Source organism: Clostridium cavendishii DSM 21758 (assembly GCF_900141845.1).
GTDB classification, from domain to species: Bacteria; Bacillota; Clostridia; order Clostridiales; family Clostridiaceae; genus Clostridium_AG; species Clostridium_AG cavendishii.
In genome coordinates, this window is sequence record NZ_FQZB01000009.1 from 44,802 (window position 1) to 56,925 (window position 12,124).

The 12,124-nt window shown below is 29.2% G+C and carries 13 protein-coding genes; 3 read left to right on the plus strand and 10 right to left on the minus strand.

Annotated elements, in window-relative coordinates:
- Nucleotide 1 precedes the first annotated feature (1 nt).
- From BUB01_RS10355 to pta, 3 genes are all read right to left on the minus strand, one after another.
- Nucleotides 2-499 carry a YceD family protein gene (locus tag BUB01_RS10355; RefSeq protein WP_072986929.1) on the minus strand — a complete coding sequence of 166 codons (498 nt, stop codon included), beginning with the start codon at nt 497-499 and terminating at the stop codon, nt 2-4.
- 99 nt (nt 500-598) lie between these two features.
- Nucleotides 599-1,795 carry an acetate kinase gene (locus tag BUB01_RS10360; protein WP_072986932.1) on the minus strand — a complete coding sequence of 399 codons (1,197 nt, stop codon included), beginning with the start codon at nt 1,793-1,795 and terminating at the stop codon, nt 599-601.
- Nucleotides 1,796-1,824: 29 nt separating this feature from the next.
- Nucleotides 1,825-2,820, minus strand: coding sequence for a phosphate acetyltransferase (gene pta, locus BUB01_RS10365; protein ID WP_072986935.1), 996 nt, complete (start codon nt 2,818-2,820; stop codon nt 1,825-1,827).
- Nucleotides 2,821-3,046: 226 nt separating this feature from the next.
- Between pta and BUB01_RS10370 the strand changes: the two genes are divergently transcribed.
- Together BUB01_RS10370 and ylbJ are read left to right on the plus strand one after the other, a co-directional pair.
- A complete protein-coding gene (locus BUB01_RS10370; protein WP_072986938.1) occupies nt 3,047-4,270 on the plus strand; it encodes a nucleotidyltransferase in 1,224 nt (407 codons plus the stop codon).
- A gap of 51 nt (nt 4,271-4,321) precedes the next feature.
- Complete coding sequence (ylbJ, locus tag BUB01_RS10375; protein WP_072986941.1) at nt 4,322-5,497, plus strand: sporulation integral membrane protein YlbJ; 1,176 nt, start codon at nt 4,322-4,324, stop codon at nt 5,495-5,497.
- Here ylbJ and BUB01_RS10380 read toward each other — a convergent pair.
- The 6 genes from BUB01_RS10380 to BUB01_RS10405 all read right to left on the minus strand — a co-directional run bounded on the left by BUB01_RS10380 (nt 5,477) and on the right by BUB01_RS10405 (nt 11,270).
- A complete protein-coding gene (locus tag BUB01_RS10380) occupies nt 5,477-6,019 on the minus strand; it encodes an ATPase (RefSeq protein ID WP_072986944.1) in 543 nt (180 codons plus the stop codon). The two genes, ylbJ and BUB01_RS10380, sit on opposite strands and share 21 nt — an antisense overlap.
- A 13-nt stretch (nt 6,020-6,032) precedes the next feature.
- Nucleotides 6,033-6,515, minus strand: coding sequence for a pantetheine-phosphate adenylyltransferase (gene coaD / locus BUB01_RS10385; protein ID WP_072986946.1), 483 nt, complete (start codon nt 6,513-6,515; stop codon nt 6,033-6,035).
- 1 nt (nt 6,516) lies between these two features.
- Nucleotides 6,517-7,074: a 16S rRNA (guanine(966)-N(2))-methyltransferase RsmD gene (gene rsmD / locus BUB01_RS10390; protein WP_072986948.1), complete on the minus strand. Its 558-nt coding sequence runs from the start codon at nt 7,072-7,074 to the stop codon at nt 6,517-6,519.
- A gap of 69 nt (nt 7,075-7,143) precedes the next feature.
- Nucleotides 7,144-9,177 carry an ATP-dependent DNA helicase RecG gene (recG, locus tag BUB01_RS10395; RefSeq protein ID WP_072986950.1) on the minus strand — a complete coding sequence of 678 codons (2,034 nt, stop codon included), beginning with the start codon at nt 9,175-9,177 and terminating at the stop codon, nt 7,144-7,146.
- Nucleotides 9,178-9,254: 77 nt separating this feature from the next.
- Nucleotides 9,255-10,910, minus strand: a complete 1,656-nt coding sequence (locus tag BUB01_RS10400) for a DAK2 domain-containing protein (RefSeq protein ID WP_072986956.1) — start codon at nt 10,908-10,910, stop codon at nt 9,255-9,257.
- A gap of 12 nt (nt 10,911-10,922) precedes the next feature.
- Complete coding sequence (locus BUB01_RS10405; protein ID WP_072986959.1) at nt 10,923-11,270, minus strand: Asp23/Gls24 family envelope stress response protein; 348 nt, start codon at nt 11,268-11,270, stop codon at nt 10,923-10,925.
- A 194-nt stretch (nt 11,271-11,464) separates the two neighbouring features.
- On the opposite strand from BUB01_RS10405, the gene rpmB reads away from it, so the two are divergent.
- Complete coding sequence (gene rpmB / locus BUB01_RS10410) at nt 11,465-11,656, plus strand: 50S ribosomal protein L28 (RefSeq protein WP_072986962.1); 192 nt, start codon at nt 11,465-11,467, stop codon at nt 11,654-11,656.
- 338 nt (nt 11,657-11,994) lie between these two features.
- Here the strand turns inward: rpmB and spoVM are convergent, their stop codons facing one another.
- Nucleotides 11,995-12,072 (minus strand): stage V sporulation protein SpoVM, encoded by a 78-nt coding sequence (gene spoVM, locus BUB01_RS23965; protein WP_143152489.1) that lies wholly within the window; start codon nt 12,070-12,072, stop codon nt 11,995-11,997.
- Between the last annotated feature and the right edge of the window lie 52 nt (nt 12,073-12,124).

Here is a 12,124-nt window from a genome sequence, read left to right on the forward strand (position 1 = left end):
ATCAGTTAAACAATTCCTTAAGCTTAGCAAGTCTTATGTCTACATCTCCTGAATTACAACTACAAGTAGTTAAATTAAGATTAGTTCCACACTCTTGACAAAGCCCTTTACAGTCATTGTTACATAATCTCTTGATAGGTAAGGTTGAAATTATGTTGTTTATTATAACCTCATTAATATCTAGTCTATCATCGGTTATTACAACAATATCTTCGTCCTCATTATACTCTTTGTTATTTGTAAACTTTTCTACTGCATCAATATCAACAGTATATAAAAAGCTACTTAAGCATCTTGAACACAAAAACTCTAGTTCAGTGTTTATATGAACTGTAAGCTCTATGATACTTCCAATTAATCCTAACTCACCAATAACATGTACTGGTTTCGTAGCTTTAATCTCTTCACCTTCAAAATCAAATGATTCAATTTCAAAGGCAAAATCAAGCTGCTTTTTCTTCTCTCTTTTTGAATAAATTTCTGAAAATTTCAATTCCATAACAAGAATTCACGCTCCTTGTTAATATTAGTAATATTTATTGACAACACAAGACTTATTATATAAACTACTTTTTTAAAAGTCAAGTAATTTTATTATTTATTTGCTTATTAAAGCTAATGTATCTTTTGCAATCATTAATTCTTCATTAGTTGGAACAATATAAATTTTAACTTTTGAAGAATCTGAGCTTATTTCTGTAAGTTTTCCTCTTACTTTATTTTTAGCTGGGTCTATGTTTATCCCCATAAATTCTAAGCCTTTACAAACTTCTTCTCTTGTTTCTGGTGAATTTTCTCCAACACCTGCTGTAAATACTACAACATCTACTCCACCCATTGATGCTGCATATGACGCTACATGTTGTTTTACTCTATAATGGAATATATCTAAAGCTAATTGTGCTCTATGATTTCCATTAGATGCAGCAGCTTCTATATCTCTAAAGTCACTACTTACCCCAGAAATACCTAGTACTCCTGATTTTTTATTTAAAATTTCATTAACTTCATCTAATGAATAATTAGCTTCCTTCATTAAATAAGTTACTATAGCAGGATCTATATTACCTGATCTAGTTCCCATAGCAACCCCTTCAAGTGGAGTAAATCCCATACTTGTTTCTACAGAAATTCCGTCTTTAACAGCTGTAATACTTGCACCATTTCCTAGATGACAAGTTACTATCTTTAAATCCTTTATATCTTTTCCCATAACTTCAGCAACCTTAGCTGAAACATATTTATGTGATGTTCCATGGAAACCATATTTTCTTATGTTATGTTCCTTATATAATTCATATGGCAGGGCATAAAGGTATGCATGTTCAGGCATAGTTTGGTGAAAAGCTGTATCAAATACAACTGCCATTTTTGTATTTGGCATTAATTCTTTACATGCATTTATACCTATTATGTGTGCTGGATTATGAAGTGGTGCAAGTTTTATACACTCTTCTATATATTTTACAACTTCATCATCTACTAAAACTGATTTAGCATATCTTTCTCCACCATGAACTATTCTATGTCCAACAGCTGCTATTTCATCCATAGAGTTTATAACTCCATTTTTATTATCTACTAAAGCATCTAAAACTAATTTAACTGCTATTTTATGACTTTCCATTGGAGTTTCTATTATATATTTATCTCTACCTTCAACCTTTTGAGTCAAGATTGAACCGTCTATCCCTATTCTTTCTACTATACCTTGAGCTAGGACTTCTTCGTTTGTCATATTAATTAATTGATATTTTAATGATGAACTTCCACAATTTATAACTAAAATATTCATTTTTCTTCCTCCTCATAAAGCTTCTGTAATTATTTTTGTGCTTGAACTGCTGTTAATGCAACAACATTTACTATATCATCAGAACTACAACCTCTTGATAAGTCATTTATAGGTTTTGCAAAACCTTGACATACAGGTCCTATAGCTTCTGCGTTAGCAAATCTTTGAACTAATTTATATCCTATATTTCCTGATTGTAAATCTGGAAATACAAGAACATTTGCTTTTCCTGCAACTTCGCTATTTGGAGCTTTTTGATTTGCTACCTTTTCTACAATCGCAGCATCTAGTTGCATCTCACCATCTATTAATAAATCTGGTCTTAATTCTTTAGTCTTTTCTGTTGCTAATCTTACTTTATCTACTGATTCGTGATCAGCACTTCCCATAGTTGAAAATGATAACATTGCAACCTTAGGCTCAACCTTACATAATTTTTTAGCTGTATCAGCTGTAGCTATAGCTATAGCTGCTAATTGATCAGATGTAGGATTTGGATTAACTGCACAGTCAGAGAATAATAACATTCCTTCTTCACCATATTTAGATCCTGGTACAACCATTATGAAAAAGCTTGATACCACAGATACTCCTGGTGCAGTCTTGATTATTTGAAGGCCTGGTCTTAAAAGATCCCCTGTTGTATGTACTGCTCCTGATACCATACCATCTGCATCATCCATTTTTACCATCATAGTTCCAAAATAAAGAGGATCTCTAACTATTTTCTTAGCTTTTTCTAAAGTCATCCCTTTATTTTTTCTTAATTCATAAAATTCTTCTGCATATTTTTCAAAAACTTTAGAAGTTGAAGGATCTTCTATTTCTATTCCTTCTAAGTTAACCCCTAAAGATGAAGCTTTTGCTTTTATTTCGTCAATAGCTCCTACTAGAATAACATCTGCTAAGCCCTCTTCTCTTATTTTTTGGGCTGCTACTAAAGTTCTTTCTTCGTTACCTTCAGGAAGCACGATTTTCTTTATATCTTTACGTGCTGATTCCCATATTTGTTCCATAAGTTTCATGTTCATTTCTCCTTTCATCAATAGAAGCGGATATATCTACATATAATACTATACTCCTATATTAGTATATATTTCAACCTGAAAGTAACAAAAAATAGCCAAAGCTTATATTTTTTTATATTAAAAATAGTCTGAATTATTTTTATATAAGCCTTTAGTATTTATTATTTGAGAGCTTTAAGTTATTATTATTAAGATACTAAAAATTTTTACAGGTGGTAATAATATGAAAGTTACAGGATTAATAACAGAATATAACCCATTTCACCTAGGGCATAGTTACCATTTAAGTAATAGTAAGCAAATTTCCTCTTCCGATTTTACCGTTTGTGTGATGAGTGGAAATTTCGTACAAAGAGGTATGCCGGCCCTACTTGATAAATGGACCAGAACTGATATGGCTTTAAAGAACGGTATAGATTTAGTTCTAGAACTTCCTACAATTCACGCTATATCATCAGCTGAATTTTTTGCATTTGGAGCTGTATCTACTCTAAATTCTCTTAACATTATAGACAATTTATGTTTTGGATCTGAGGCAGGAGAATTATCTTTGATTAAAGAAACAGCTAGAATTTTAGTAGATGAACCATTCAATTTTAGAAAAGATTTAAAAGAAAAATTACACTCAGGCCTTCCATTTCCTAAAGCAAGAGCTGAAGCCTTAAAAGCAATTTTAAAAGAACATAATAACTGTTTGTCAGATGATAATTTATATGCTTTTTTAAGCTCTTCTAATAATATTTTAGGAATAGAATACATGAAAGCTCTACATAGGCTAAACAGCAATATAAACGCCTATACAATAAAGAGAGAAGGAAGTAATTATAATAGTGAAAACTTAGATAATTTATATGCTTCTGCTTCCGCTATAAGGAAAAGTTTACAACAGAACCAAGATTTAAGTTTAATAAAACCTTATGTACCGGATTCATCTTATGAAATTTTAAATACTTTCTTAGAAAATAAGTATTCATTTGCCTCATATGACAAATACTTTTCTTATATTAAATATAAGATAATCTCTTCAGAAAATTTAGTTCATAATATTCCAGAGGCAAAGGATGGATTAAGTTATAAAATAATAAACGAATTAAAAAAAAGTTCTAACATTGATGAATTTATTTTAAATGTTAAGAGCAAACGATATACTTACTCTAGAATTTCTAGGATTTTGTGTAGTTTATTTTTAGATATTGACTCAAATACTTTAACCTTAAGAAATAAAGCTCCAAATTATATACGAGTTCTTGGCTTTAATCCTAATGGCGCTAAAATCTTAAAGACAATAAAGAAAAATTCAGATATTAAAATAATAACCAAACTTCCTAAAATTATTGACGATCCAATGCTTTCTTTAGATATAAAAGCAACAAATCTATACAGTTTACTAGTTTCTAACATTAGACTTTATGAGGATTATTTAAAAAGTCCTATAATTATTAAATAACATAATTTAATAATACAAAGCATAAATACTATATATGAAGGAGGAGATTTCATGTATAGTATTTTATTTTTTAGTGTTTTATTTATAATTAGTTCTCTAATTTTAGCTAAGCTTATCCATAAAAATTCAAACTTATTTATAGTTTTTATAATAAGTATTTTTATTCTATACTTTTTTATAGCCCCAAACGCTAGTATAAAATATGCATTAGATGGTGCCAAACTTTTCGTTATCGCAATACTACCTACAACTTTTCCTTTTATGGTTATGTGTAATCTATTAATAGCTTTTGACGGAATAAAAATTTATTCTAAAATTCTAGGCCCAATAATTTGTAAACCTCTTAAACTTAATTATAATTGTAGCTTTGCAATTGTCGCTAGTATGCTATGTGGTTATCCATTAGGTGCTAAATATTCAACTTGGCTTTATAAAAACAAACTAATAACACTAGAAGAATTTAAAAGACTTATAAATATAGCTAGTAATATAGGACCTTTATTTTTAGTAGGCGCAGTAGGAACAGCTCTACTTTCTAATACATATTTAGGTTATTTATTGCTTTTCACAAGTTATCTTAGTATATTTTTTATGGGTTTCATAACATTAAAAAAAGAGAAGTTTAAAACCCCTCTTAAAACTAACAATATAAATTTAGATACCAATATTACATCTAAAAAATTAAATATAGGTGAAGCCATCAAGGACTCTATACAAGATGCCTTAAATACAACTTTACTTATAGCTGGATATGTTATAATTTTTTCGGTTATTATAAACATATTGAAAACGAATCCTATTTCAAGCATTCTTAATACACATAATATTAAAAGTTCACTAATCTCAGGACTTTTTCTTGGCAGTATAGAGGTTACAAATGGCTGTAACTTAATAGCTTCAAGCCCTAACCTAAATACTTTAACAAAACTATGCATAATAAGCTTTTTATCTTCCTTTGGTGGTCTTTCTGTAATAGCCCAAACAAGCTCTTTTTTCCAAAATCTAAATATATCTACCACTAAATATTTTATGTACAAGTTATTACAAGGAATAATAAGCATTTTTATAACCGCTATATTATACCTACTAATCGGTAATAGCTTGGCTACTGTTGAAACTAGTCATTTTGGCCCTGTTCAAGCATTATTCTTAAGCCCGTTAATGTTATTTTTAATATTAACAATAATATTACTTGTACTTTTTAAGTTATTTTATAGACGTTCTTAATTCTTTTATATTTTCTCTTATAGTAGAGGCTGTTTTAGTCATATCATTGTTTAGGCTAACAGCTACAGTCTCTACATTAGTTTTTATTACATTTACCATTTCCTCAGTTTTTTCTTCGATTTCATTTTCTAGCTGAGTTAAAATTTCATCTGCATATTCTCTAGCACCAAGCCTAATAGCCTTAGCATCTCTTTGAGCTGTAGCTACTATTTCTTGGGCTATAAACTTAGCTTCTTTTACAACATCATGGTTTTCTACTTGTTTCTTCATAAATTCAGATGTTTGCTTTCTTAAATCTTCATATTCTTTTCTAGCCTCACCCAAAATTCTTTCTTTTTCTCCAATCATCCACTTTGCTTTTTTGAATTCATCCGGAAGACAGTTTATCACTTGTTCTATAATTTCAAGAACTTCCTTTTTATCAACTACAACCTTACCTGTAATAGGAACTTTAGAAGCCCCATCTACAATATCTTGTAAATATTCTAAAAGTTCTATTATATCTACATTATTTTCAGCCATATCCATACCCCCCTTATTTAGCTTTTATTTTATTTATAACTATAGGAATAACTTCATCTGGTACTAAACCTTCAATACAGCCACCAAATTTAGCCACTTGCTTGACTGCGGAAGAACTCAAATATGAATATTCAGCACTAGTCATCATAAAAACAGTTTCAACCTCTGGATCTAATTTATTATTCATAAGAGCCATTTGAAATTCATATTCAAAGTCCGAAACTGCTCTTAATCCTTTTAAAATAACACTAGCCTTGGTTTCCTTCATACAGTCTACCAGTAAACCAGTAAAACTTTGAACTCTTACATTAGGAATATCTTTTGTTACTTTTTTTATAAGTTCTACTCTTTCTTCAATTTCTAACAATCCCTTTTTATCCACATTAACTAAAACTCCAACTATAAGTTCATCAAAAACTTTAGCCCCTCTTTTTATAATATCTAAATGACCATTAGTTATAGGATCAAAGCTTCCTGGATATATTCCTACTTTCATTTTATTTCTCCTCTACCTTATAAAAACAAACTGTTGTATTTCCATATTTTCTTTTATCGACCAATTTTATATTTTCTGTACCCTCAAATATTTCTTCACTTGTATCTATTTTACAAACAATTATCCCATCTTCATGTAGCATCTTATTTTTATCTACAATCTCCATAGCTTCTGGTATTAAATCCTTCATATATGGTGGATCTATAAATATTAAATCAAATACTACTCCTTTACTTGCAAAACTTCTTAAAGCTGAATATGCATCAGTATTTACGGATGTACAAACATCTTCAAATTTAAGATTTTCAATATTTTGTTTTAATAAAGGATAAGTTACTGGACTTTTATCTATTAAGTATACTTCTTTAGCTCCTCTACTAGCTGCTTCTAATCCTAAGCTACCTGTACCTGCAAACACATCTATAACTACTGAATCTATAATATAACCTTGTATAATATTAAATATTGATTCTTTTATTCTATCTAATGTTGGTCTTGTTTCATTAGTTGCTGGCGATAATATTTTTCTTCCTTTTGCTTTGCCTGAAATTATTCTCATTTTTATATGCCTCCTCTTATGTCTTTAGATATTATTTTATCATATTCATCATAGGTACACAATTATTTGTTAGTTAAAACAAATATACGTACTACTTCTTTCTATATTTTTCATTATTTCATTACAAAGTACAACATCTTCTCTTTCATTGCTATTTATAACCTTTTTTGCATCCTCACTTGCGCACCTCAAAATATTCATATCTTCTACTACATCAGCTAATATAAAACCAGCATCTCCACTTTGTCTCATACCAAACATATCTCCAGAACCTCTTATTTTAAGATCTTGTTCTGAAATATAAAAACCATCATTACTTTCCGTCATTATTTCCATTCTTCTTTTAGTGACTTCATTTTTAGCATTCGCAATAAGTAAGCAGTAAGATTGGTACTGTCCTCTACCAACTCTTCCTCTCAGTTGATGAAGCTGCGCAAGTCCAAATCTCTCTGCATTTTCAATTATCATAATACTAGCGTTTGGAACATTTACTCCAACTTCAATAACAGTTGTAGAAATTATAACCTTAGTCTCATCATTTTTAAATTTAGTTATAACTTCATCCTTTTCTTTAGGTGACATTTTCCCATGAAGCATTTCTATATTAATATCACTAAATACACCTCTTTTTAATTCTTCATAAAGCTCTTCTACCGATTTTAATTTCATTTCATTATTTTCTTCTATTAAAGGAGATACTATATATACTTGCCTTCCTTTTAAAACCTCCTCTCTCGCAAGACTATAACAATTTTGTCTCTTATTCACATCATAAAACATAGTTTCTACTTTCTTACGCCCTGGTGGCAACTCATCTATAATAGATACATCTAAATCACTATAAAGATAAAGAGCTAATGTTCTTGGTATAGGAGTTGCTGTCATAACTAAACAATCTGTTTCCTTACTCTTATTTATAAGTTTGCTTCTTTGTTCAACCCCAAATCTATGTTGTTCATCTGTAACTATAAATCCTAAATTTTCAAACTTTACATCTTCTTGTATAAGAGCATGAGTTCCTATTACTATGATTTTTTCACCCATTTTTATTTTTTCTTTTATTCTACATTTTTCTTTATTAGAAGTACTCCCTGTCAAAAGTTCTATATCCACATTAAACCCATCTAAAAGCTTTCTCGCCTCTAAATAGTGTTGAGTAGCTAAAATCTCAGTAGGAACCATCATAGCTACTTGATAACCATTCATATAAGCATTAAACATAGCAATCAAAGCAACTACTGTCTTTCCACTACCAACATCACCTTGAACAAGTCTATTCATAGGTGAATTCCTTTTCTGATCTATAAGTATCTCTCTAACCACCCTTGATTGGGCATTAGTTAAATTATAAGGGAGACATTCCTTTAAAGCTTTAAGTTCTTCACAAATATTAAATGCTATACCATTTTTCGAATTTTTAAGATGTTTTTTTATAATTAAAAGCTTAATAGAATAAGTAAATAATTCTTGAAATTTTAGTCTTTCTATTGCTCTCTTTAAAGTTTCCTTATCTTTCGGAAAATGTATAGTTCTTATAGCTTCATCTAGTGAAAGCAAATTATATTTACGTATTAAACCTTCAGGTAGATTCTCTTGTATAATGATATTTTGTAATATTAGATGAATAAGTTTAACTAAAATATTTGCTGTTAAATCATTTTTAAGTGAATATTTTGGTATAATTTCATTTTCATATGCTTCATTACACCCTATAATTGGATTTACAACTTCCAAAGTATCTCTAACCCTCTTATATTTACCAATTAAATTATATTCCATTCCAATTCTAAAATTATTCTTTATGTAAAACTGATTAAACCATTTAGCTTTAACCTTAACATTTCCATAATTAAAAACAATAGTTGAGATAGTTTTGGAAGTTCTAGTCCTAACATCTTTCTCTACAGCTATAGCTTTACATCTTAAAATAATCTTTTCATCTTCTTTTATATCTTTTATATCTATATCTCCATTAATAAAGTCATAATCTCTTGGAAAATACAAAAGCAAATCTAAAATCGTAAAAATTCCACTTTTATTTAGTTTTTCCTTAAGTTTTGGGCCTACCCCCTTTAAAACAGAGATTTCACTATAAATATTCATTTTTGCACCTCCCTACATATTATTAGGTAAAGAAAAAAGCGACAATGTCGCTTTTTATAATAATCTTTATTCAAATATTATTCAACTGATAATATGAAATAATATAATGGTTGTTCACCCTTATAGCATTGAACATCTAAATCTTTATATTTTTCTTCAATTTTAGATAAAAACTCATTTACCTTATTTTCTTCACAGTCTTTACCATAGAATAAAGTTATAAGCTCAGAATCTTCGTCTACCATTTTTTCAAGTAAACTTTCTGTTAAATCATACACATCTGATCCTACTTCTTTAATCTTTCCTTCTATAAGACCTAAAATATTACCTTCTTTTATTTCTATTCCGTCCATTTCAGTATCCCTTACAGCATAAGTTACTGAACCAGTTTTAACCATCTCTATATTTGAGTTTAATTCCTCTACATTTTCTTCTACTTCTGCTTCTGGATTAAACATGGTTAAACAAGTTATTCCTTGTGGTATAGTCTTAGTAGGTATCACTCTTATATCTTTATCTGAGATTTCAGCTGCTTGTGTTGCTGCCATAATTATATTCTTATTATTTGGTAGTACAAATATATGCTCAGCATTTAACTTATCTATACATTCTAGAATATCTTGTGTACTTGGGTTCATAGTTTGACCGCCTTCTATAACGAAATCCACACCCAAATCTTCAAATATATTCTTTATTCCACTTCCCATTGCAACTGATATAAATGCATATTTTTTACTTTCAGCTACAACTGGAGCTTCTATTGTATTTTCTAGCTCAGCCTTTTTATAATCTTCTTTAGTTAAAAGTTCTCTATGTTCTTCTCTCATATTATCTATTTTTATTTTAGATAATTCTCCAAGCATAACAGCCTTTGAAAGAACCTTACCTGGATCATTGGTATGAATATGTACTTTTATAACATCCTCATAACCAACTACTATCATAGAATCACCCATAGACTCTATTTCTTCTTTAAATTTATTAGCATTTTTGGCATCACCAAGAATAATAAACTCTGTACAATAACCAAATTTTATATCGTGATCATTTAAATTATTTGCTGCTGAAACATTACCTGCACCTGGTGCTTTAACAGATACATTTTGTATACTTGCCTTTAAGTCACTCTTTAATGCTTCATGCATACCTTGAAGTATTATTAAAAGACCCATACCACCTGAATCTACAACCTTTGCCTTTTTTAAAGCTGGTAACATTTCTGGTGTTTTATCAAGCATTTTTTTGCTTTGAATACAAACCTCATTCATAAGTTCTGTAATATCTGTTTTATTTGATTTAACAGCTGCTTCTCCTGCTGCTCTTATAATCGTAAGTATTGTTCCTTCTGTAGGTCTCATTACCGCTTTATAAGCTGCTTTACTTCCTTCTTGTAAGGCTTCTGATAACTCCTTTGAAGAAACACTTTCCTTGTTTTCAAGGCCTTTTGATATACCTCTTAATATTTGAGAAAGTATAACTCCTGAGTTCCCTCTTGCACCCATTAAAGCGCCTTTTGCTAATTTTTTAGATACTTCTCCTATGTTGGTGCTATTAATACCTTCTATTTCTTTAACAGCTGCTTTAAATGTCATTGACATATTAGTTCCTGTATCCCCGTCTGGTACAGGAAAAACATTCAATGCATTTACATAGTCACTTTGTTCCTCTAATCTATTTGATGCATTTATTACCATGTAATAAAAGTTTTCGCCATTTATTTTTGAATAGTTCATTAATTTTACCTCCTAGACTCTCACAGCTTGAACATTAACGGTAATAGCTGACACCTTTAGTCCTGTATAGTTTTCTACATTATATCTTACTTTTTGAATTATATTATTTGCTATTACTGATATCTTTGTTCCATATTCAACCATAACAAATAATTCTATGATAAGTTTATTTTCATTAAAATTTATTTTTACACCCTTACTTAGATTTTCAACTCTAATAAGTTCCCAAAAGCCTTCAGTTGCAGTTTTAGAAACCATTCCAACTACGCCATAACATTCCATTGTTGAAAGACCTACTATCTTTGCTAAAACTTCATCTGAGTAAGTAACATTTCCTTGTTCATTTGAATATCCTATCATAATGATTCCTCCTTGAAACTTTCCATATAGTCTATTCTATATTATATAGGAATATTATTCAAGGCATATATATCAATAGTTATATATTTTTCTATATTAATTTTATATTTCTCTTGCATATTATATAGTTATTATGATAAAATATTATCTGTCCTATTGAAGATTTATCTTCACAGCATAAGGAGGTGTATTTAATGTCAAGAAGATGCGAAATCTGTAACAAGGGTGTTGTTGCTGGTAATCAAGTCAGCCACTCTGTTATACACTCAAAAAGAACTTGGGCTCCAAACATAAAGAAAGTTAAAGCTATCGTTAGCGGAACTCCAAAAACTGTTCACGTATGCACAAGATGCTTAAGATCAGGTAAGGTTCAAAGAGCTATATAATAACTTTGATAAAAATGCAGTTGTTTTACAATTGCGTTTTCTTTTTTAAAGGAAATTAGAACTCCAATCATAATTTGATTGGAGTTTTTTTTTTATACAAGCTCTTATATATATTTTTTGATAAACTATATTACATAAAAGTTTTCTATATCTAATAATTTTTATTTAAATAGTAATTTAATTAACCCTTATTATATACTATTTAGTTTAATCTTTAGCGTTGAATTAAAAATAAAGAAGTAGTTTTCAAAGACTTGAAAACTACTTCTTTATTTTCCTCTTTTTCTATTAATTTTCTTAACAAAAAATTTTTATTATTTTCTCTTATGTAGAGAATGTTATTTCTTTTCCTTTTTAACAAAAACTCTAAGAATACAGGAAAGAAATTTAGGTAGTTTTATAGCAACAAATTTCATAAATACCCTCTATACAATATTACTCTTATTTATTATATGCCGAAGCTTCTTA

Excerpts from the sequence above, each read along its gene's own strand:
- rsmD (WP_072986948.1), bottom strand. The coding sequence starts at position 7,074 with ATGAGAATAATTTCAGGCAAAGCAAAAGGAAGAAAAATATTATCGCCA.
- rpmB (WP_072986962.1), top strand. The coding sequence starts at position 11,465 with ATGTCAAGAAGATGCGAAATCTGTAACAAGGGTGTTGTTGCTGGTAAT.
- BUB01_RS10355 (WP_072986929.1), bottom strand. The coding sequence starts at position 499 with ATGGAATTGAAATTTTCAGAAATTTATTCAAAAAGAGAGAAGAAAAAG.
- spoVM (WP_143152489.1), bottom strand. The coding sequence starts at position 12,072 with ATGAAATTTGTTGCTATAAAACTACCTAAATTTCTTTCCTGTATTCTT.
- BUB01_RS10370 (WP_072986938.1), top strand. The coding sequence starts at position 3,047 with ATGAAAGTTACAGGATTAATAACAGAATATAACCCATTTCACCTAGGG.
- coaD (WP_072986946.1), bottom strand. The coding sequence starts at position 6,515 with ATGAAAGTAGGAATATATCCAGGAAGCTTTGATCCTATAACTAATGGT.
- BUB01_RS10380 (WP_072986944.1), bottom strand. The coding sequence starts at position 6,019 with ATGGCTGAAAATAATGTAGATATAATAGAACTTTTAGAATATTTACAA.
- BUB01_RS10400 (WP_072986956.1), bottom strand. The coding sequence starts at position 10,910 with ATGAACTATTCAAAAATAAATGGCGAAAACTTTTATTACATGGTAATA.
- pta (WP_072986935.1), bottom strand. The coding sequence starts at position 2,820 with ATGAAACTTATGGAACAAATATGGGAATCAGCACGTAAAGATATAAAG.
- recG (WP_072986950.1), bottom strand. The coding sequence starts at position 9,177 with ATGAATATTTATAGTGAAATCTCTGTTTTAAAGGGGGTAGGCCCAAAA.
- BUB01_RS10360 (WP_072986932.1), bottom strand. The coding sequence starts at position 1,795 with ATGAATATTTTAGTTATAAATTGTGGAAGTTCATCATTAAAATATCAA.
- ylbJ (WP_072986941.1), top strand. The coding sequence starts at position 4,322 with ATGTATAGTATTTTATTTTTTAGTGTTTTATTTATAATTAGTTCTCTA.
- BUB01_RS10405 (WP_072986959.1), bottom strand. The coding sequence starts at position 11,270 with ATGATAGGATATTCAAATGAACAAGGAAATGTTACTTACTCAGATGAA.